Source organism: Streptomyces sp. enrichment culture (genome assembly GCF_964272855.1).
In the GTDB taxonomy this organism is placed as follows: domain Bacteria; phylum Actinomycetota; class Actinomycetes; order Streptomycetales; family Streptomycetaceae; genus Streptomyces.
This window is the reverse complement of the sequence record NZ_OZ186847.1, coordinates 1256896-1277056: the sequence shown is the minus strand read 5'-3', so window position 1 is coordinate 1277056 and position 20161 is coordinate 1256896. Positions and strand designations below refer to the sequence as shown.

The following is a 20161-nucleotide window of genomic DNA, read 5'->3' as shown; positions in this document are numbered from 1 at the left end:
TCGGAGTCTGTTCGGAGCCTATTCAGTCCCTGTGTCCCCGGGCATGTCCACCGCCACCCCTGTCACACGATCGCCATTCGGCCGTCACGATCGGCTCCACCACACGGGCGAATTCCGGCCGCACACGCCCCGGGGACGGCACTTCGTGCGGCTCGGACGTCACACGACACGCACCGCGCGACGCGTCACACGCACCGAGCGACGCGTCACACGCATCGGACGAGGCGTCACGCGCCCCCTTCTGCACGGCATTTCACCCCGGTAGCGTCCGCGGCATGCCGATACGCACGCGCTTCACGATCTGGAGACCGCTCGCGGCAGCGGCCACCGCCGCCCTGATGGCCGGCCTCCTCACCCCCGTCACGGCTCAGGCCGCACCCCGCACGAGCCGGCCCGTCTACTCGTACGACGACGCCATCCGCGAGTCCGTCTGGGTCGACACCCGTCTCGACGGCGACGGCGACGGACGCACCGACCGGGTCGCCGTGGACATCGTCCGCCCCCGCGAGACCGACCGGCAGGGCCGCCGGATCCCCGTCATCATGGACGCCAGCCCGTACTACTCCTGCTGCGGGCGCGGCAACGAGAGCCAGAAGAAGACCTACGACGCGGCCGGGAACGTCGTCCGGATGCCGCTGTTCTACGACAACTACTTCGTTCCGCGCGGCTACGCCTTCGTCGGCGTCGACCTCGCCGGAACCAGCCGCTCCGACGGCTGTGTGGACGTCGGCGGCCGCTCCGACATCCAGTCCGCGAAGGCCGTCGTCGACTGGCTCAACGGCCGCGGCAAGGCCTACACCACCCGCACCGGCACCACCCGCGCCAAGGCGACCTGGACCAACGGCCGGACCGGGATGATCGGCAAGAGCTACGACGGCACCATCGCCAACGGCGTGGCCGCCACCGGCGTCGAGGGCCTGGAGACCATCGTCCCGATCGGCGCCATCTCCTCCTGGTACGACTACTACTTCGCCAAGGGCGCCCCGCTGTTCGACTCCGGCCCCGACGGGCTGGCGGACCGTGTCGAGAGCCCCGAGGCCCGCGCCCGCTGCGCCGCCGTCCAGCAGCGCATCGCCGACGGCGCCCCGCGCACCGGCGACTGGACCCCGCTGTGGACCGAGCGCGACTACGTGCCCGACGCCGGCCGGGTGAAGGCCAGCGTCTTCGTCGTCCACGGCATGCAGGACCTCAACGTCCGCGCCAAGCACTTCGGCCAGTGGTGGGACGCGCTCGCGAGGAACGGCGTCGAGCGCAGGATCTGGCTCTCCCAGGCCGGCCACGTCGACCCCTTCGACTTCCGCCGCGCCGATTGGGTCGACACCCTGCACCGCTGGTTCGACCACGAACTCCTCGGATACGACAACGGCATCGACGACGAACCGATGGCCGAGATCGAACGCGCCCCCGGCCAGTGGGTCACCACGGCGGTCTGGCCGCCCCGCAGCACCCTGCCGACCATCCTCAGGCCCGCCGAGGGCACCCAGGACGGCGTCGGCACCCTCGGACTGCGCCCCGGCACCGGCACCGAGACCTTCACCGACGACCCCGCGCACGACGAGACCGACTGGGCGGCGCACATCCACCGGCCCACGCCCGACAAGGCAGGCTTCACCACCGGCCCGCTCACCCGCGACCTGCGGCTGTCCGGCTCGTCGAAGGTGACCGTCACCGCGACCCCGACCACCTCCAGCGCGCACCTCAGCGCCGTCCTGGTGGACCTCGGCCCCGACACCATCCGCGACTACGCCGCCGAGGGCGAGGGCATCACCACCCTCACCGACCGCACCTGCTGGGGCGCGAGCACCAGCGGCGACAGCGCCTGCTTCAAGGAGACCGCGGCGGAGACGGCCGACGTCGACTACACGATCGTCAGCCGCGGCTGGGCCGACCTCGGCAACCACTCCTCGGCCACCGGGGCCCCGCTCACGCCCGGAAAGCCGTACACGATCACCCTCGACCTGGCCGCGACCGACCACGTCGTCCCCCGGGGCCACCGGCTGGCGCTGATCGTCGCGGGCACCGACAAGGACCTGATCGAGCCCCCGGCGAGCACGCCGACGCTCACCCTCGACCTGTCCCGCACCTCGGCCCGCGTCCCGCTCGTCGGCGGCGCGCCCGCCTTCGCCCGCGCCACCGCCGGCACCACGACCGCCGTGCCCGAGGCCGCGCCGCTCGACGGCGTCCGCGACCCGGGCGCCGCACGCAGCGTCCCGTAGGCACGGCTCACCCGGAGGGGGCGCCGGCCAGTCCGGCGGCCTCCTCCGCACATCCCCAGGCCACGGTGACGCCGGCGCCGCCGTGGCCGTAGTTGTGCACCAGCACCCGTCCGTCCGGCAGCGACGTCCGCTCCAGCCGCACCGCCGGGCGGGCGGGCCGCAGCCCCACCCGGTGCTCCAGCACCCGCGCCCCGGCGATCTCCGGCCGCAGCGCCGCGCACCGCCGTACGATCGCCTCCGCCTCGGCCGGGTCCGGCTCCGGCGTCCAGACGTCGTCCTCGGCGGTGCCGCCGAGCACCAGGCGGCCGGGCTGCGGGAAGAAGTAGGCCATCGTGCCGTCGGCGGCCGTCGAGACCAGCCAGGTGCGGATGCCCGGGTTCTCCACCACGACCAGCTGCCCGCGCACCGGCCGCACCGACGGGTCGGGCACCAGGGTCCGGGCGCCCAGCCCCGTGCAGTTGACGACGACCGGCGCGTCCGCCTCGGCGAGCGCCGTCACCGTCCGCTCCTCCACGACCCCGCCCGCCGCCCGCAACCGCTCGCGCAGCCAGGGCAGATGGACCGACATGTCGACGAGCGGCAGCCGCGTCCACAGCCCCGCACCGGAGTACTCATCGGCCGTGGCCGCGCGCAGCCCGGGCAGTCGCGCCGCGGCCCAGCCGGCCACCTCGTCCAGGGCCGTTTCGCCCAGTACCCCTTCGACCATGCGTACGCCGGTCACCTCGGGGCGTCCGGCCAGCTCCTCGTACACCGTCAGCGAGCGCAGCGCCCAGGCGCGCGCCGAGCCGACCGGCCGGATCCGGTACGGCCACCACAGGGCCCCGGCAACCGCCGAGGTGGTCCGCTCGACGGGCTCCCGCGTCCACAGCCGGACCCGGTGCCCGCGCTCGGCGAGCACCACGGCCGTCGTCAGCCCGATGACACCGCCGCCCACCACGACCACGTCGTCCCTCACGTCACTGTCCACGCCGGGACCGTAGCGGAATGTGTCATGCCGCGCTCAGAACGCCGCCGGACTGGGGATACTCACAGCATGTCTGCCGCGTATGCGACCTTTGGCCTGGCACCGGCGATGCGCGCCGGAGGCGTCCTCGCGGACGGCGCGTACCAGGTGCACCGGGACTTCGTCGACTTCATCGTCGACGGACGCCCGCTGCTCTTCCAGCTCTCCGACCTGGACGCGGTCTCCCCGCTCGCCGCCGACGTGCCGCCCGCCATCTTCACCGCCCAGGTGCGCAGCCTGCTGCTGGACGCCGCCCCGCCGCTGCCCGGCGGACGGCAGGTGATCTACGGCTGCCCCGAGTGCGCCGACCTGGCCTGCGGCGCGGTCACCGCCGTCATAGAGCGGGACGGCGACGACTACGTCTGGCGGGACTTCGCCTGGCAGACGGAGGAGCGAGTCGACCTCGAACTCAACGGCTACCACGGCATAGGGCCGTTCCGGTTCCGCGGCGAGGAGTACCGCGCGGCGCTGCGCTCCCTGCTCGACGGCACCGACCCCGCCGCCGGCCGCCGCCGCGTGCTGCTCATCGGCGCCCGCGTCGCCCTGCTCGCCAAGCTCGCCGCGGCCCTGCGCACCATCGGCATCGGCGCCGACATCGCCCACGACGCCGACCACGTGCCCGCCGAGGAACTGCGCGGCTACGGCGCCGTCGCCTTCGGCCGCGCCGTCGGCCCGGACGAACGCGCCGCCGTGCGCGGCGCCTTCGAACGCGCCGGGGTCGACGTGGCCTACGTCGACGGCCTCGCCCCGATCGTCCCGCTGCTCGTCGCCCAGATCGAACACGCTCTCGACCGCAGCCCCGCGGAGCGGCGCCGCCTCACCCGGCTGGTCGCCGCCGACGGCGAGGCCGGCGTCGAGGTCACCTCCCCGTGCCGGGTCGTCCTCACCGCGTACCGCCTCGACCGCCTCTACCGCATCCACACCCGCGAACTCTTCGACGGCGTACTCGAACCCGGCCGGCACCGCATCGCCCTGGACGCCAAGGCCGTCAAGGGCGAGTCCTACGTGGTCGCGCGGACCGCGGGAAGCGTGCTGGTGGAGGCCATGGCCAAGTGAGCCCCGCCGGGCCCCGACCCGGTCCGGGACGGTGAGTGGGACGGTGGGAAACCGGCGCGACCGGGCCGCGGGGCGGCGGTTAGGATCGGCGGTCTGATGACTGCCACCCTCGTCGCCAAGAACCTCGCCGCCGGTCACGGCGACCGCTCGCTGTTCACCGGCCTCGACCTCGTCGTGGCCCCCGGGGACGTGATCGGTCTGGTCGGTGCCAACGGCGCCGGAAAGTCCACCCTGCTGCGCCTGCTCGCCGGGCTCGACCGCCCCGAGCAGGGCGAGCTGCGGCTCTCCCCGCCCACCGGGACCGTCGGCCATCTGCCGCAGGAGCCGGAGCGCCGGCCGGGGGAGACCGTCCGGGAGTTCCTGGCCCGCCGCACCGGCGTGGCCGCCGCCCAGCGGGCCATGGACGAGGCCACCGAGGGCCTGGTCGAGGGCAGGCCGGGTGCGGACGACGCCTACGCCGTGAGCCTGGAGCGCTGGCTCGGCCTCGGCGGCGCCGACCTCGACGAGCGCGCCGAGGAGGTCGCCGACTCCCTCGGCCTCGCGGTCGGCCTCGACCAGCCGATGACGACGCTGTCCGGCGGCCAGGCCGCCCGCGCGGGCCTCGCCTCCCTGCTGCTGTCGCGCTACGACGTCTTCCTCCTCGACGAGCCCACCAACGACCTCGACCTCGACGGCCTGGAACGCCTCGAACGCTTCGTCTCCGGCCTGCGCGCCGGCACCGTCGTCGTCAGCCACGACCGCGAGTTCCTCACCCGCACCGTCACCAAGGTCCTCGAACTCGACCTGGCGCAGCGGCAGATCAACCTCTACGGCGGCGGCTACGAGGGCTACCTGGAGGAGCGCGAGACGGCCCGGCGGCACGCCCGCGAGGACTACGAGGAGTACGCCGACAAGAAGGCCGCCCTCCAGGAGCGGGCCCAGATCCAGCGCGCCTGGATGGACAAGGGCGTCAAGAACGCCCGGCGCAAGGCGAGCGACAACGACAAGATCGGCCGCAAGTACCGCAGCGAGGCCAGCGAGAAGCAGGCCGCGAAGGCCCGCCAGACGCAGCGCCTGATCGAGCGTCTGGAGGTGGTCGAGGAGCCTCGCAAGGAGTGGGAGCTGCGCATGGAGATCGCCTCCGCTCCGCGTTCCGGCGCGGTCGTGGCCACCCTCCGGGACGCCGAGGTGCGGCGCGGCGGCTTCCGGCTCGGCCCGGTCTCCCTGCAGATCGACTGGGCGGACCGGGTCGCGGTCACCGGCGCCAACGGCGCGGGCAAGTCGACGCTGCTCGCCGCGCTGCTCGGCCGCGTCACCCTCGATGCCGGGCACGCCGCCCTCGGCTCCGGTGTGCTGGTCGGCGAGGTCGACCAGGCCCGCAAGCTGTTCCACGGCCCGGAGACCCTGCTGGACGCCTTCGGCGCGGCGGTCCCCGGCACCGAGCCGGCCGAGGTGCGCACCCTGCTCGCCAAGTTCGGCCTGAAGGCGGACCACGTGCTGCGCCCCGCGGCCACCCTCTCGCCGGGCGAGCGCACCCGCGCCGCCCTCGCGCTGCTCCAGGGCCGGGGCGTCAACCTGCTCGTCCTCGACGAGCCGACGAACCACCTCGACCTGCCCGCCATCGAACAGCTGGAGTCGGCCCTCGACGCCTACACCGGCACCCTCCTGCTGGTCACCCACGACCGCCGCATGCTCGACGCGGTGCATGTGACCCGCCGCCTGGAGGTCGCGGACGGCAAGGTCACCGAGCGCTAGGGGGGTGTCTCGTCGATCAGGCCGGATCAGGGAGCGGTGCCAGACGCCGCGAGCCCGGCATGATCGGCGAGACACCCCCTAGGGCCGCCCGGACCCCGGGCACTCAAGTGCGCCAGGGTCCGGGCCCGCGTGTCTCAGCCCCGGCCGCTCTTCTTCGAGTCGAGCAGACCCGCGCGGCGCAGGGCGTCCGCCATCGCACTGTTGGCCGGGGCCGGGGCCTGGCGCGCACCGCCGCCGCCCCCGCCACCACGGCCCTGGCGCTGCTGCGGCGGACGCCCGCCGCGCTGCTGGCGGCGCTCGCCGGAGGGCTGCCCGCCCTGCGGGGCGGCCTCGTCGTCCAGCCGCAGCGTCAGCGAGATCCGCTTGCGCGGGATGTCGACGTCGAGCACCTTCACCTTGACGATGTCGCCGGGCTTCACCACGTCACGCGGGTCCTTGACGAACGTCCGCGACATCGCGGAGACGTGCACCAGGCCGTCCTGGTGCACGCCGACGTCGACGAACGCGCCGAACGCGGCCACGTTGGTGACGACACCCTCCAGGACCATCCCCGACGCCAGGTCGGAGATCTTCTCCACGCCCTCCTTGAAGGTGGCCGTCTTGAACGCGGGGCGCGGGTCGCGGCCCGGCTTCTCCAGCTCCTTGAGGATGTCGGAGACGGTCGGCAGACCGAACGTCTCGTCGACGAAGTCCTGCGCCCGCAGCGAGCGCAGCACCCCCGTGTTGCCGATCAGCGCCGCCACCTCCTGGCCGGCGGTCTTCACCATGCGCCGCACCACGGGATACGCCTCGGGGTGCACGCTGGACGCGTCCAGCGGGTCGTCGCCGCCGCGGATCCGCAGGAAGCCCGCGCACTGCTCGTACGCCTTCGGACCCAGCCGGGGCACCTTCTTCAGCTGCGCCCGGGAGGTGAAGGGGCCGTTCTCGTCGCGGTGCGCCACGATGTTCTCGGCGAGCCCGGAGGAGATGCCGGAGACCCGGGCCAGCAGCGGGGCGGAGGCGGTGTTCACGTCCACGCCGACGCCGTTCACACAGTCCTCGACGACCGCGTCCAGCGAGCGTGACAGCTTCACCTCGGACAGGTCGTGCTGGTACTGGCCGACGCCGATCGACTTCGGGTCGATCTTCACCAGCTCGGCCAGCGGGTCCTGGAGCCGGCGCGCGATCGACACGGCGCCGCGCAGCGACACGTCCATGTCGGGCAGCTCCTGCGAGGCGAACGCGGAGGCCGAGTACACGGAGGCGCCCGCCTCGGACACCATCACCTTGGTGAGCTTCAGCTCCGGGTGCTTGGTGATCAGTTCACCGGCGAGCTTGTCCGTCTCGCGGGACGCGGTGCCGTTGCCGATGGCGACCAGCTCGACCGCGTGCTCCTTCGCCAGCCGGGCCAGCTTGGCGATCGCCTCGTCCCACCTGTTGGCGGGGACGTGCGGGTGGATGACGTCGGTGGCGACGACCTTGCCGGTGGCGTCGACCACGGCCACCTTCACACCCGTACGGAAACCGGGGTCCAGGCCGAGCGTGGCGCGGGTGCCCGCCGGGGCGGCCAGCAGCAGGTCGCGCAGGTTGGCCGCGAACACCTTGACGGCCTCGTCCTCGGCGGCCGTGCGCAGCCGCAGCCGCAGGTCGATGCCGAGGTGGACGAGGACGCGGGTGCGCCAAGCCCAGCGGACCGTGTCCGTCAGCCACTTGTCGGCGGGGCGGCCCCGGTCGGCGATGCCGAAGCGGTGCGCGATCGTCACCTCGTACGACGACGGCCCCTCGGTCGGCTCCTCCGGCTCCAGGACGAGGTCCAGGACCTCCTCCTTCTCGCCGCGCAGCATCGCCAGGACACGGTGCGAGGGCAGCTCGGTGAACGGCTCCGCGAAGTCGAAGTAGTCGGCGAACTTCGCGCCCGCCTCCTCCTTGCCCTCGCGCACCTTCGCCGCGAGCCGCCCGCGCACCCACATGCGCTCGCGCAGCTCGCCGATCAGGTCGGCGTCCTCCGAGAACCGCTCGGTGAGGATCGCGCGGGCGCCGTCCAGCGCCGCCTGCGGGTCGGCGACGCCCTTGCCGGCGTCGACGAAGGCGGCCGCCGCGGCGAGCGGCTCGACCGTCGGGTCGCCGAGCAGCCCGTCCGCCAGCGGCTCCAGCCCGGCCTCGCGGGCGATCTGCGCCTTGGTGCGCCGCTTGGGCTTGTACGGCAGGTAGATGTCCTCCAGGCGCGCCTTGGTCTCCGCGCCCCGGATCCGCGCCTCGAGTTCCTCGGTGAGCTTGCCCTGCTCGCGCACCGACTCGAGGATCGCGGTCCGCCGCTCCTCCAGTTCCCGCAGATAGCGCAGACGCTCCTCGATCGTGCGCAGCTGCGCGTCGTCGAGCATCTCGGTCGCTTCCTTGCGGTAGCGGGCGATGAAGGGCACCGTCGAACCGCTGTCGAGCAGCTCCACGGCAGCCTTGACCTGCCGCTCCCGTACGCCGAGTTCCTCGGCGATCCTGCCTTCGATGGACCCAACTTCAATGGACCCGGGTGTCGTCACGATCCCGTACCGCCTTCTCCACTTCGGGTTGCGCGGCAATTGTGGCAGGTGACACCGACAGTAGGGGATCAGGGCGGGTCTCGGGCGCGGCTGGTGTCACGCCCGGCGCGCGCCTCGCCCGCCGGACGCCGACGCTCCGCCGAAGAGCCGGGCCAGTGCCCGGAACGGGAGTGTCACCACCGTGGCTATGGCACCGCCGATCTGCCGCAGTACGTCCGCGATCGCTCGGAACACGTCGTTCTCCTTTCCTCGCTGTTGCTCGTCGGGCAGCCCTCGGGTACCTCACTCGCGCCCCGGCATGCATGGCAGGAAAGGTGGGTTGCTCGTCATTGCGGCCATCCGGCGGGGCCCGAAGAATCGACGGCATGGCGCAGCGAACCGTCCTCGTCGTCCTCTTCGACGACGTGCAGAGCCTCGACGTCACCGGGCCCGTGGAGGTCTTCACGGGCGCCGGGCTGCACACGCCGGGGTCGTACGAGATCCGTACGGCCTCCCTGGACGGCGGCCCCGTGCGCACCTCCAGCGGACTGACCGTCGTACCCGACCGGGCTCTCGTCGATACCGCCGACCCGCACACCCTGGTGGTCCCCGGCGGGCGGGGCACCCGCGCGCCGGACCCGCGGCTGACCGCGTGGCTGCGCGAGTACGGGCCGCGCGCCGAGCGGCTGGTGTCGGTGTGCACGGGAGCGGTGCTGCTGGCCGAGGCGGGGCTGCTGGACGGGCGGCGCGCGACCACCCATTGGGCGTACTGCGACAAGCTCGCCCGGGACCACCCGGCCGTCGAGGTGGACCCCGAGCCGATCTACGTGCGTGACGGCCGTGTCGCCACCTCCGCCGGAGTCACCGCCGGCATCGATCTCGCGCTCGCGCTGGTCGAGGAGGACCTGGGCCGTGACGTCGCCCTCGCCGTCGCCCGGCACCTGGTGGTGTTCCTGCGCCGGCCGGGCAACCAGGCCCAGTTCAGCGCCCAGCTCGCCGCCCAGACGGCCCACCGGGAGCCGCTGCGGGACGTGCAGCAGTGGGTGACCGAGCACCCGGCCGCCGACCTCAGCGTGGACGCGCTCGCGGCCCGCGCCCGGCTGTCACCCCGCCACTTCGCCCGCGCCTTCCGCGCGGAGACCGGCACGACCCCCGGCCGCTATGTCGACCGGGTCCGCCTGGAACACGCCCGCCGGCTGCTGGAGGACACCGCGGACGGCGTCGAGGAGATCTCCCGCGCCAGCGGCTACGGCACCCCCGAGGCGATGCGCCGCGCCTTCGTCCGCGCGCTGGGCGCGTCCCCGGCGGAGTACCGCCGCCGCTTCCGCCCGGCCCCCGCCCCCTGAGGCCCCATCCACTTCGTCGCTGCCCACCGAGGCCCCGCCCACGACGACGCCGGGCCACGCCCACCGGAAGGACCCCGATGCAGATCGCCATCGTCCTCTACGACCGCTTCACCGCCCTCGACGCCGTGGGACCGTACGAGACCCTCGGCCGCCTCCCCGACTCCGAGACCGTCTTCGTCGCCGAGCGGACCGGGCCCGTCCGCACCGACACCGGGAACCTCGCGCTGACCGCCGACAAGGCCCTCGCCGAGGTGCCGCACCCCGACATCGTGGTCGTCCCGGGCGGCCCCGGGCAGACGCAGCAGATGGAGAACCGGGCCCTGCTGGACTGGCTGCGCGCCGCCGACGCGACCAGCACCTGGACGACGTCCGTGTGCACCGGCTCCCTGCTGCTGGCCGCCGCCGGCCTCCTGGAGGGGCGCCGGGCCACCTCGCACTGGCTGGCCCTGGACTTCCTCGGGGGCTTCGGCGCCGAGTCCGCCGGCGAGCGGGTCGTCTTCGACGGCAAGTACGTCACCGCCGCCGGCGTCTCCTCCGGCATCGACATGGGCCTCGCCCTGCTGGGCCGCATCGCGGGCGACGAGCACGCCCAGGCCGTCCAGCTGCTGACCGAGTACGACCCGCAGCCGCCCTACGACGCCGGCGCCCCGCACAAGGCCCCCGCGCACCTCGTCGAGGAGTTCCGCGGCAAGAGCAGGTTCATCCTGACGTAGTCCACGTGAAGCGCGGCGACCGGCGCTCCAGGAACGCGGCGACGCCCTCCGCGGTGTCGCCGCTCTCGCGGGCCCGCGCGGTCCAGTGGTCGTCGCGGTCGGTCCGCCCGTCGGCGAACTCCTTGGCCGCCGCCTGCGTCAGCTGCGAGCGGGACGCGAGGATCCGGGTGAACTCGGCGACCCGCTTGGCCAGCTCCCCCTCCGGCAGCACCTCGTCCACCATGCCGGTCCGCAGCGCCCGCTCCGCCTCGATCAGCTCGCCCGAGAAGAGGAGGTACTTCGCGGCGGCGGGGCCCACCAGCGACACCAGCCGCCGGGTGGAGGACGCCGGGTAGACGATGCCGAGCTTCGCGGGCGTCACCCCGAACAGCGAGCCCTCCTCCGCGAACCGCAGGTCACAGGCCGCCGCGAGCTGGGACCCGCCGCCCACGCAGTGCCCGCGGATCGCCGCCAGCGTCGGCTTCGGGAACGCCGCCAGCGCCTCCTCGGCGGCCACGGCCAGCCCCTGGGCCTCCTCGGGCGAGCCCTGGAGGGTGGAGATGTCGGCGCCCGCGCAGAAGGTGCCGCCCTCACCGGTCAGCACCAGCGCCCGTACCTCCGGGTCCGCGGCGAGCGTGTCGAGCAGCGGCGGCAGCGCCCGCCACATCGCGGCGGTCATGGCGTTGCGCTTGGCCGGGTGGTGGATGACGACGGTGGCGACCGAGTCGGCGACCTGGTGCAGCAGCTGGGGCTCCATGTGCCGGATGCTAGCCGCGCGGGGTGTGCGCACGGTCGGCGAGGGGGTCGGGACCGGAGCGCGGGCACCGACAAACCCGTACAACCCGAATAGTTCGCAAAGTCGGCAGAGGCGGGACAGGAGCAGTCCCACAACTGACCGTGTCATACGCCAACGGTCAGAAACGCTCGATAAGTGCTGACTTGTGTTCAGCTCTTCGCGTCGACGAGCTGTTTGCCAACACTCGACGTGTGGTGACAATCGAGCGCGAGGGTGGCGACCGGACGATGGCAGGCGGCGCAGAGGCACCCCTTGAGGCGAAGACGCCCGACCCCCTGCCGTACGAGGGCGTCTGGAGATTCACCGCCCCCGCCGTCGACGCGTCGGTGCCGCAGGCCCGGCACGCCGTGCGCGACCTGCTGCTGCGCCAGGGCGTGCCCGTCTCGGACGACGTGGCCCAGGGGCTGCTGCTGATCGTGTCCGAGCTGGTCACGAACGCCGTCCGGCACGCTGCGCTGCTGTCGCCGATGCTCGCCGTCGAGGTGGCCGTCGGCGCCGAGTGGGTGCGGGTGTCCGTGGAGGACAACCACCCCTACCGCCCGACGGCCCTGGAGGCTGACCACGGGCAGACCGGCGGCCGCGGTCTCCTGCTGGTCCGGGAGATCACGCGCGAGGCGGGCGGAGTCTGCGACGTCGAGCACACCACGACCGGCGGCAAGGTCATCTGGGCCGCCATGCCCCTCACCCTCGCACGGCCCGCCTGAACGTTCCGGCGCGGCCGCCGCGTTCCGGGGCCCACCGCGCCGGCCATCCGGCCACTCGGCCATCCGGCCACTCGGCCGTCCGGGCTCCCCGCGGCCCCGCGCCCCGAAGGTCACCGAGCCACAGGCCGCCCCGGCCGTCTCGCCGATCCACGGACAGGCCCGTCGTCTCGCCGATCCACGGACAGGCCCGTCGTCTCGCCGATCCACGGACGGGCCCGTCGTCTCACCAGTCCGCGGACGGACCCGTCAGTTCCCTGATCGCCGGGCGGGCGGCGTCCAGGACCGTCATGAACCAGGCCGAGAACGGGTCCTCGGCGTGCCGCTCCGCCAGTTCGGCGGCGGTGACGAAGGCGGTCGCGCCGACCTCCTCCGGGTCCGGGACGAGCGGCGACTGCACCAGGCCCACGAAGAGATGGTTGTACTCCTGCTCCACCAGCCCCGACGCCGGGTCCGGGTGGTTGTAGCGGACCGTGCCCGCCTGCGCGAGCAGCGACGGGGACACCCCCAGCTCCTCGTACGTCCGCCGGGCCGCCGCCGCGAACGGCGCCTCGCCGGGGTACGGGTGTCCGCAGCAGGTGTTCGACCACACGCCGGGGGAGTGGTACTTGCCGAGCGCCCGCTGCTGGAGCAGCAGCCGCCCCTGCTCGTCGAAGAGGAACACCGAGAACGCGCGGTGCAGCTGCCCGGGCGGCTGATGGGCGGACAGCTTCTCCGCGGTGCCGATCGTGACGCCGTTCTCGTCGACCAGTTCCAGCAAGATCGCGTCCGCGGTGCCGTTCGACGCGCTGTGCGTCGCGGTGGCAGGTGTGATCGGCATACCCATCCTTCGCTTCGTTCCTCGTGCCCAGTCTGCCGTACGAATCCGGCACTCCCGGCACTTCCCGGCACGCCCGCATGTCCCGCGCGGGGCCTGTGCGGCTGCCGCCACCGGTCGGACACCGGAAGGGGCCCGGTAGGTGATCGTGCCCCTGGCGGGGGACGGGGAACCGTTCGGACTGGCGTACGACGCCGCCACGTCACCCCGCTCGGGTTCACCGTGCTCGGCCCCGCCGGCGCCTCAGTGGCACAGCCGTGCCTCATGTTCCGCGTGACCGCTCGGCTCCAGCTGGAACGTGCAGTGCTCGACGTCGAAGTGATGGCCGAGGCAGCCCTGCAACTCGTGCAGCATCTTCTCGTGGCCGATCGCGCTCAGTACGTCGGAGCGGACGACGACGTGCGCGGACAGCACCGGCATCCCCGAGGTGATCGTCCAGGCGTGCAGGTCGTGCACGTCCTCCACCCCGTCCAGCGCCAGTATGTGAGCCCGCACCTCGGCCATGTCGACGTCCTTCGGGGCCGACTCCAGCAGCACGTCCAGCGTCTCGCGCAGCAGCTTCCAGGTGCGGGGCGCGATCATCAGGGCGATGACGAGCGAGGCGATCGGGTCGGCGGCCTGCCAGCCGGTGGTGAGGATCACCGCCGCCGCCACCAGCACCGCGACCGAGCCCAGCGCGTCCGCCGCCACCTCCAGGAAGGCGCCGCGCACGTTCAGGCTCTCCCGCTGCCCCCGCATCAGCAGGGTGAGGGAGATCATGTTCGCGGCCAGGCCGATCCCGCCGAAGACGAGGGTCACGCCGCCCTGCGTGTCGGCCGGGGTGACGAACCGCTGGATCGCCTCGTACAGCACGTATCCGCCGACCCCGAGCAGCAGCAGACAGTTGGCGAGCGCGGCGAGGATCTCGGCGCGGGCGTAGCCGAAGGTGCGGTTCTGGGTCGGGGGCAGGTTCGCGAAGTGGATGGCGAGCAGGGCCATGCCGAGGCCCAGCGCGTCCGTCGCCATGTGGGCGGCGTCGGCGATCAGCGCGAGCGAGTCCGCGAGCAGGCCGCCGACGATCTCCACCACCATCACGGTGAGGGTGATCGCCAGCGCGATCCGCAGCCGGCCGCGGTACGCCGCCGCGGCCGTGCCCGTGACCGGTGCGCCGTGCGCGTGTCCGTGGTCGTGCCCAGCCCCCATGAAAGCCGCCCTCCTGCGATCGGTCCGGATCACAGTGAACTACGGGTGGGGGGTATCCGGCAACGCGGCACTGAACACCGTTGTCATATGCGCTGACCTGCGGAAACGATCCCCAGGTCAGAGCGTTGCGGCAGTCAGCGGCCGTGATGCAGCAGCCAGCCCCGCCATGCCGACTCGACCATCTCGCGTACCCCTCGGCGGGCGGTCCACCCCAGTTCCGCGGCGGCCCGCCCGGCGGAGGCGACGGCGCGCGGGGCGTCGCCCGGGCGGCGCGGCTCGACGACGGCCGGACGGGTGTCCCCGGTCACCTCCCCGATCAGCGTGACCAGTTCCCGTACGGAGACGCCCTCGCCCCGGCCGATGTTCACGGTCAGATCGCCCGCCGCGTCCCGCGCGGACAGCCTGCGGGCCGCCGCGAGGTGGGCCTCGGCGAGGTCGGCGACATGGATGTAGTCCCGCACACAGGTGCCGTCCGGCGTCGGATAGTCGTCGCCGAAGATCCGCGGCGCCTCGTCGCGGGTGAGCCGGTCGAAGACCATCGGCACGATGTTGAAGACACCGGTGTCGGCCAGCTCGGGGGTGGCCGCCCCGGCGACGTTGAAGTACCGCAGACAGACGGTGGCGATGCCGTGCGCCCGGCCCGCGGCCCGCACGAGCCACTCACCGGCCAGCTTGGTCTCGCCGTACGGGTTCACCGGCGCGCAGGGCGTGTCCTCCGTGATGAGGTCCACATCAGGGTTGCCGTAGACGGCCGCCGACGAGGAGAACACGAACCGCCGGATCCCGGCCCCGGCGACCGCCTCCAGCAGCGTCGCCAAGCCGCCCACGTTCTCCTGGTAGTACCGGGTGGGCTGCGCCACGGACTCGGCGACCTGCTTGCGCGCGGCGAGATGCACCACACCGGTCACCCCGTGCTCGGCGAAGACCCGCTTCAGCAGGTCCGCGTCCGTCGCCGACCCCCGCACCAGCGGCACGCCGGCCGGCAGCCGCGCGGGCACTCCCGCCGACAGGTCGTCCAGCGCGACGACCCGCTCCCCGGCCTCGGCCATCGACCGCGCCACATGTGCCCCGATGTATCCGGCACCGCCGGTGATCAGCCATGTCATGGTCGCCCACCCTAAGCCCGGGGCCTGCCGCGGGCCGAGTCCGGGCCTGCCGCAGAGCGAGTGCGGCCCCGGCTGCCGACCGGGCCTGGCCCCGGCTGCCGACCGGGGCCGGCGCCCGCCGCCGACCGGGCCTGGCCCTGCCGCTGACCAAGTCCGGCCCTTGCTGCCGACCGGGTCTGGTGCCTGCTGCTGACCGAATCCGGCCCCGCCGCCGACCGGGGCCTGCCCCTGCCGCCGACCGAATCCGGCCCCCGCCACACACCGGCCCCTGGCTCCGCCGCGCCCGCACTCACGGCGCTGCGGCACACGCACCCCCGGCGCCGCCACCCCCCTCCACCACGCTCAGGAACCGCACCCTCACCACACAGCAACCGTCGTATGTCACGAATGTCCGCGTTGTAAGCGGGATTTTGTCCCGCGCCCCCCGCACCCCCCATGATGATCAGGGCAGAGTGGCTTGCAGCATGGGGCGTCCGGGCCGTGAACGGGCGGTGAACACGGGCCTCCGATCATCCGATAGCCTCTGCCGACATGCCGCCCGCCTGGCGCAGCCGATGGTGCAGCCAAGGGGCGCCCCCACATGTTCAGGCCCGGCGCCCCGCGCGTCGGCACGCTAGGAGTGAGTTCGGTTGTCGACCGCCATCCTCACCGGTCAGCCGGTCCCCGGATCGTCGATCGAGGGCGATCTGCGGTCCCTCGGCTTCGAGGTGCGCACCGCCGCCGACACCGCCGACGCCGAGACGCTGCTGGCCCAGGTGCCCGGCGACCAGCGCGTCGCGGTCGTCGACGCCCGTTTCGTCGGCCATCTGCACGCCCTGCGCCTCGGCCTGACCGACCCCCGCTTCCCGCTGGCGGCCGTCCCCGGCGCCGTCACCGCCCAGCCGGCCGGCCGGCAGGCCCTGACCCGGGCGATGGCCCGTGAGAACTCCGCGGGCGGCACCGGCGGCACCGGCGGCGCCGTCGTCGTCGACAGCCTCGCCGACCGCGTGGTCACCGCCCTCGACGCCGACGGCGCCGACGTGCACCGCCCCGAGCTGGGCAGCCTGGTCGCCACCGTCCCCGGCGACCCGCAGGCCCGCAACGAGGCCCGTCAGGCCGTGGCCTCCGTCGACGACGAGGCGATCCGCCTGAAGTCGGCCGTGAAGTCCCGCGACGGGTTCTTCACCACCTTCTTCATCAGCCCGTACTCCCGCTACATCGCCCGCTGGTGCGCCCGCCGCGGCCTCACCCCGAACCAGGTCACCACGGCCTCCCTGATCACCGCGCTGATTGCGGCGGCCTGCGCGGCCACCGGCACCCGCGGCGGTTTCGCCGCGGCCGGCGTCCTGCTGATCGCCTCCTTCGTGCTGGACTGCACCGACGGCCAGCTCGCCCGCTACTCGCTGCAGTACTCCACCCTCGGCGCCTGGCTCGACGCCACCTTCGACCGCGCCAAGGAGTACGCCTACTACGCGGGCCTCGCCCTCGGCGCCGCCCGCGGCGGCGACGACGTCTGGGCCCTCGCCCTCGGCGCGATGATCCTCCAGACCTGCCGGCACGTCGTGGACTTCTCCTTCAACGAGGCCAACCACGACGCCACCGCCAACACCAGCCCCACCGCCGCCCTCTCCGACAAGCTCGACAGCGTCGGCTGGACGGTCTGGGTGCGCCGCATGATCGTCCTGCCGATCGGCGAGCGCTGGGCGATGATCGCCGTTCTCACGGCCGCCACCACCCCCCGCATCACCTTCTACGCGCTGCTCGTAGGCTGCGCCTTCGCCGCCGCGTACACCACGGCGGGCCGCGTCCTGCGCTCCCTCACCCGCAAGGCCCGGCGCACCGACCGGGCCGCGGCGGCGCTCGCCGACCTCGCCGACTCCGGCGCCCTCGCGCAGGGCGTCGCGAAGGCCCTCGGGAAGCCCGCCCGCCGCCTGCCCGGCTTCGCCGTCCCGGCGATCGCCCTGCTCGGCGGAGTCGCCGTCGTCGCCACCGCCCTGTTCACCGAATTCGGCAGCGCCTGGCCGATCGTCGCCGCCGCCGGCTACGCCCTGACCTCGGGCCTCGCCGTCGCCCGCCCCCTCAAGGGCGCCCTCGACTGGCTCGTCCCGCCGTTCTTCCGCGCCGCCGAGTACTGCACCGTCCTCGCGCTCGCGGCCGGCGCGGGGGTGAACGGAGTGCTTCCGGCGGCTTTCGGGCTGGTGGCGGCCGTCGCCTACCATCACTACGACACGGTGTACCGCATCCGCGGCAACGCCGGTGCGCCCCCGGTCTGGCTCACCCGGACCATCGGGGGGCACGAGGGACGCACGCTGCTCGTCACCGTCCTGGCCGCGCTGCTCACCGCCGCGCAGTTCAAGGTCGCGCTCACGGCCCTCGCCGTGGCCGTCGCCCTGCTGGTGCTCGTCGAGAGCATCCGCTTCTGGGTGTCCGCAGGGGCGCCCGCCGTACACGACGAAGGAGAACCCGCATGATCGGCCTCGTGCTGGCGGCCGGCGCCGGACGGCGTCTGCGCCCCTACACCGACAGCCTGCCCAAGGCGCTGGTGCCGGTGGGGCCCGCGGGCATAGAGGGCGAACCGACGGTTCTCGACCTCACCCTCGCCAACTTCGCCGAGGTCGGCCTCACCGAGGCCGCGATCATCGTCGGCTACCGCAAGGAGGCCGTGTACGAGCGGAAGGCGGCGCTGGAGGCGAAGTACGGCCTCGAGCTCACCCTGATCGACAACGACAAGGCCGAGGAGTGGAACAACGCCTACTCCCTGTGGTGCGGCCGTGACGCCCTCAAGGACGGCGTGATCCTCGCCAACGGTGACACCGTGCACCCGGTCTCCGTCGAGAAGACCCTGCTCGCCGCGCGCGGCGAGGGCAAGAGGATCATCCTCGCGCTGGACACGGTGAAGGACCTGGCCGACGAGGAGATGAAGGTCGTCGTCGACCCCGAGAAGGGCATGACGAAGATCACCAAGCTGATGGACCCGGCCGAGGCCACCGGCGAGTACATCGGTGTCACCCTCATCGAGGGCGACGCCGCCGCGGAGCTAGCGGACGCGCTGAAGACCGTCTGGGAGACCGACCCCCAGCAGTTCTACGAGCACGGCTACCAGGAACTGGTCAACCGCGGCTTCCGCATCGACGTCGCGCCGATCGGCGAGGTCGACTGGGTCGAGATCGACAACCACGACGATCTCGCCCGCGGACGGGAGATCGCGTGCCGGTACTGACCCGTCTCATCCCCTCGCCGCTCGTCGTCGACATCCGTCCGGGGGCCATCGACGACCTGGCCTGTGTCCTCGCCGACGAGCGCATCTCGCACTCGGGCCGCCTCGCCGTGGCCGTCAGCGGCGGCTCCGGCGCGAAGCTGCGCGAGCGGGTCGCCCCGCAGCTGCCCGGTGCCACCTGGTACGAGGTCGGCGGCGGCACCCTGGACGACGCGGTGCGGCTCGCCGCCGACATAAAGGCCGGCCACTACGACGCGGTCGTCGGCCTCGGCGGCGGCAAGATCATCGACTGCGCCAAGTTCGCCGCGGCCCGCGTCGGCCTCCCCCTGGTCGCCGTACCGACGAACCTCGCCCACGACGGCCTGTGCTCACCGGTCGCCACCCTCGACAACGACGCCGGGCGCGGCTCCTACGGCGTGCCCAACCCGATCGCCGTCGTCATCGACCTGGACATCATCCGCGAGGCCCCGGTCCGCTACGTCCGGGCCGGCATCGGCGACGCCGTCTCCAACGTCTCCGCCATCGCCGACTGGGAGCTGGCCCACCGGGTCAAGGGCGAGAAGATCGACGGACTCGCCGCCGCCATGGCCCGCCAGGCCGGCGAGGCCGTGCTGCGGCACCCCGGCGGCATCGGGGACAACGAGTTCCTCCAGGTGCTCGCCGAGGCGCTGGTGCTCAGCGGCATCGCCATGTCCGTGTCGGGCGACTCCCGCCCGTCCTCCGGCGCCTGCCACGAGATCAACCACGCCTTCGACCTGCTCTTCCCCAGGCGGGCCGCCGCCCACGGCGAGCAGTGCGGGCTGGGCGCGGCCTTCGCGATGTACCTGCGGGGGGCGCACGAGGAGTCGGCGTACATGGCCGAGGTGCTGCGTCGGCACGGGCTGCCGGTGCTGCCCGAGGAGATCGGCTTCACCACCGACGAGTTCGTCAAGGTCGTGGAGTTCGCCCCCGAGACCCGGCCCGGCCGCTACACGATCCTCGAACACCTCGACCTGAAAACCGACCAGATCAAGGACATCTACGCCGACTATGTCAAGGCCATCGGTAGCTGAACTCCGGCCGGTCGTCCACCCCCCGGGGGTGAAGGACCGGCGCAGCGGTGAGCACTGGATGGGACGCCTCTACATGCGCGAGGTGTCCCTGCGGGTCGACCGCTACCTGGTGAACACCAGGGTCACGCCCAACCAGCTCACGTACCTGATGACCGTCTGCGGCGTGCTCGCGGCCCCGGCACTCCTGGTGCCGGGGATCCCGGGCGCCGTACTCGGCGTGATCATGGTCCAGCTGTATCTGCTCCTGGACTGCGTCGACGGCGAGATCGCCCGCTGGAAGAAGCAGTACTCGCTCGGCGGGGTCTACCTCGACCGCGTCGGCGCCTACCTCACCGACGCCGCCGTCCTCGTCGGCCTCGGCCTGCGCGCCGCCGACCTGTGGGGCGAGGGCCGCGTCGACTGGCTGTGGGCCTTCCTCGGCACCCTGGCCGCGCTCGGCGCCATCCTGATCAAGGCCGAGACCGACCTGGTCGGCGTCGCCCGCCACCAGGCGGGCAAGCCCCCGGTGCAGGAGTCCGCGGCCGAGCCGCGCTCCTCCGGCATGGCGCTGGCCCGCCGGGCCGCCGCCGCGCTGAAGTTCCACCGGCTGATCCTCGGCATCGAGGCGTCCCTGCTGATCCTGGTCCTCGCCATCGCCGACCAGGTCCACGGCGATCTCTTCTTCACCCGGCTCGGCACCGCCGTGCTCGCCGGGATCGCGCTGCTGCAGACCGTGCTGCACCTCGTGTCCATCCTCGCGTCGAGCAGGCTCAGGTGAGTGCCGTGGCTA

Annotated in this window: 17 protein-coding genes; 10 read left to right on the top strand and 7 right to left on the bottom strand. The window is 73.2% G+C overall.

All coding sequences use genetic code 11. From position 1 onward, the window contains the following. The first annotated feature begins 275 nt into the window (after positions 1-275). Positions 276-2216, top strand: a complete 1941-nt coding sequence (locus ACSU6L_RS05485) for a Xaa-Pro dipeptidyl-peptidase (protein ID WP_437054085.1) — start codon at positions 276-278, stop codon at positions 2214-2216. Positions 2217-2223: 7 nt separating this feature from the next. On the opposite strand, the gene ACSU6L_RS05480 is transcribed toward ACSU6L_RS05485, so the two are convergent. Beyond that, positions 2224-3183, bottom strand: coding sequence for an FAD-dependent oxidoreductase (locus ACSU6L_RS05480; protein ID WP_437054083.1), 960 nt, complete (start codon positions 3181-3183; stop codon positions 2224-2226). A 66-nt stretch (positions 3184-3249) separates the two neighbouring features. Here ACSU6L_RS05480 and ACSU6L_RS05475 point away from each other — a divergent pair, with 66 nt between their 5' ends. Beyond that, positions 3250-4275 carry an oxidoreductase gene (locus ACSU6L_RS05475; RefSeq protein WP_437054081.1) on the top strand — a complete coding sequence of 342 codons (1026 nt, stop codon included), beginning with the start codon at positions 3250-3252 and terminating at the stop codon, positions 4273-4275. A 96-nt stretch (positions 4276-4371) separates the two neighbouring features. Further along, the gene (locus ACSU6L_RS05470) at positions 4372-6009 is read left to right on the top strand and encodes an ABC-F family ATP-binding cassette domain-containing protein (protein ID WP_437054079.1); all 1638 of its coding nucleotides are present in this window, start codon (positions 4372-4374) and stop codon (positions 6007-6009) included. A gap of 134 nt (positions 6010-6143) precedes the next feature. Here ACSU6L_RS05470 and ACSU6L_RS05465 read toward each other — a convergent pair whose 3' ends face one another. Further along, positions 6144-8525 carry a Tex family protein gene (locus ACSU6L_RS05465; protein ID WP_437054077.1) on the bottom strand — a complete coding sequence of 794 codons (2382 nt, stop codon included), beginning with the start codon at positions 8523-8525 and terminating at the stop codon, positions 6144-6146. 96 nt (positions 8526-8621) lie between these two features. After that, a complete protein-coding gene (locus ACSU6L_RS05460; protein WP_198948614.1) occupies positions 8622-8759 on the bottom strand; it encodes an LPFR motif small protein in 138 nt (45 codons plus the stop codon). A 131-nt stretch (positions 8760-8890) separates the two neighbouring features. Here ACSU6L_RS05460 and ACSU6L_RS05455 point away from each other — a divergent pair, with 131 nt between their 5' ends. Further along, positions 8891-9850 carry a GlxA family transcriptional regulator gene (locus ACSU6L_RS05455; RefSeq protein WP_437054075.1) on the top strand — a complete coding sequence of 320 codons (960 nt, stop codon included), beginning with the start codon at positions 8891-8893 and terminating at the stop codon, positions 9848-9850. Positions 9851-9927: 77 nt separating this feature from the next. Beyond that, positions 9928-10563 carry a DJ-1/PfpI family protein gene (locus ACSU6L_RS05450; RefSeq protein WP_437054073.1) on the top strand — a complete coding sequence of 212 codons (636 nt, stop codon included), beginning with the start codon at positions 9928-9930 and terminating at the stop codon, positions 10561-10563. Here the strand turns inward: ACSU6L_RS05450 and ACSU6L_RS05445 are convergent. Continuing rightward, a complete protein-coding gene (locus tag ACSU6L_RS05445) occupies positions 10550-11299 on the bottom strand; it encodes an enoyl-CoA hydratase/isomerase family protein (protein ID WP_437054071.1) in 750 nt (249 codons plus the stop codon). The two genes, ACSU6L_RS05450 and ACSU6L_RS05445, sit on opposite strands and share 14 nt — an antisense overlap. A 230-nt stretch (positions 11300-11529) precedes the next feature. Here ACSU6L_RS05445 and ACSU6L_RS05440 point away from each other — a divergent pair, with 230 nt between their 5' ends. Next, positions 11530-12042 (top strand): ATP-binding protein, encoded by a 513-nt coding sequence (locus ACSU6L_RS05440; protein ID WP_437054069.1) that lies wholly within the window; start codon positions 11530-11532, stop codon positions 12040-12042. 223 nt (positions 12043-12265) lie between these two features. Here ACSU6L_RS05440 and idi read toward each other — a convergent pair whose 3' ends face one another. The 3 genes from idi to galE all read right to left on the bottom strand — a co-directional run bounded on the left by idi (position 12266) and on the right by galE (position 15144). Then, positions 12266-12859 (bottom strand): isopentenyl-diphosphate Delta-isomerase, encoded by a 594-nt coding sequence (gene idi / locus ACSU6L_RS05435; RefSeq protein WP_437054067.1) that lies wholly within the window; start codon positions 12857-12859, stop codon positions 12266-12268. Between the two features lie 240 nt (positions 12860-13099). Beyond that, a complete protein-coding gene (locus tag ACSU6L_RS05430; RefSeq protein WP_437054065.1) occupies positions 13100-14038 on the bottom strand; it encodes a cation diffusion facilitator family transporter in 939 nt (312 codons plus the stop codon). Between the two features lie 134 nt (positions 14039-14172). Next, positions 14173-15144: a UDP-glucose 4-epimerase GalE gene (galE, locus tag ACSU6L_RS05425; protein WP_437054063.1), complete on the bottom strand. Its 972-nt coding sequence runs from the start codon at positions 15142-15144 to the stop codon at positions 14173-14175. 629 nt (positions 15145-15773) lie between these two features. Between galE and ACSU6L_RS05420 the strand changes: the two genes are divergently transcribed. From ACSU6L_RS05420 to ACSU6L_RS05405, 4 genes are read left to right on the top strand one after another with little or no spacing between them, the layout of a single operon-like run. Further along, on the top strand, positions 15774-17594 hold the full coding sequence (locus ACSU6L_RS05420) for a DUF5941 domain-containing protein (protein ID WP_437054061.1): 1821 nt from the start codon (positions 15774-15776) through the stop codon (positions 17592-17594). Continuing rightward, positions 17591-18343: a sugar phosphate nucleotidyltransferase gene (locus tag ACSU6L_RS05415; protein ID WP_073944255.1), complete on the top strand. Its 753-nt coding sequence runs from the start codon at positions 17591-17593 to the stop codon at positions 18341-18343. The genes ACSU6L_RS05420 and ACSU6L_RS05415 overlap by 4 nt, the downstream gene beginning before the upstream one ends. Then, positions 18331-19392 (top strand): iron-containing alcohol dehydrogenase family protein, encoded by a 1062-nt coding sequence (locus ACSU6L_RS05410; RefSeq protein ID WP_073944256.1) that lies wholly within the window; start codon positions 18331-18333, stop codon positions 19390-19392. The genes ACSU6L_RS05415 and ACSU6L_RS05410 overlap by 13 nt, the downstream gene beginning before the upstream one ends. Next, positions 19370-20149 carry a CDP-alcohol phosphatidyltransferase family protein gene (locus ACSU6L_RS05405; protein ID WP_365514051.1) on the top strand — a complete coding sequence of 260 codons (780 nt, stop codon included), beginning with the start codon at positions 19370-19372 and terminating at the stop codon, positions 20147-20149. Before ACSU6L_RS05410 ends, ACSU6L_RS05405 begins: the two co-directional genes overlap by 23 nt. Positions 20150-20161: the final 12 nt, after the last annotated feature.

Coding starts and splice junctions, on each gene's coding strand:
- ACSU6L_RS05430 (WP_437054065.1), bottom strand. CDS start 14,038: ATGGGGGCTGGGCACGACCACGGACACGCGCACGGCGCACCGGTCACG.
- ACSU6L_RS05475 (WP_437054081.1), top strand. CDS start 3,250: ATGTCTGCCGCGTATGCGACCTTTGGCCTGGCACCGGCGATGCGCGCC.
- ACSU6L_RS05450 (WP_437054073.1), top strand. CDS start 9,928: ATGCAGATCGCCATCGTCCTCTACGACCGCTTCACCGCCCTCGACGCC.
- ACSU6L_RS05470 (WP_437054079.1), top strand. CDS start 4,372: ATGACTGCCACCCTCGTCGCCAAGAACCTCGCCGCCGGTCACGGCGAC.
- ACSU6L_RS05405 (WP_365514051.1), top strand. CDS start 19,370: ATGTCAAGGCCATCGGTAGCTGAACTCCGGCCGGTCGTCCACCCCCCG.
- ACSU6L_RS05445 (WP_437054071.1), bottom strand. CDS start 11,299: ATGGAGCCCCAGCTGCTGCACCAGGTCGCCGACTCGGTCGCCACCGTC.
- idi (WP_437054067.1), bottom strand. CDS start 12,859: ATGCCGATCACACCTGCCACCGCGACGCACAGCGCGTCGAACGGCACC.
- ACSU6L_RS05455 (WP_437054075.1), top strand. CDS start 8,891: ATGGCGCAGCGAACCGTCCTCGTCGTCCTCTTCGACGACGTGCAGAGC.
- galE (WP_437054063.1), bottom strand. CDS start 15,144: ATGACATGGCTGATCACCGGCGGTGCCGGATACATCGGGGCACATGTG.
- ACSU6L_RS05485 (WP_437054085.1), top strand. CDS start 276: ATGCCGATACGCACGCGCTTCACGATCTGGAGACCGCTCGCGGCAGCG.
- ACSU6L_RS05415 (WP_073944255.1), top strand. CDS start 17,591: ATGATCGGCCTCGTGCTGGCGGCCGGCGCCGGACGGCGTCTGCGCCCC.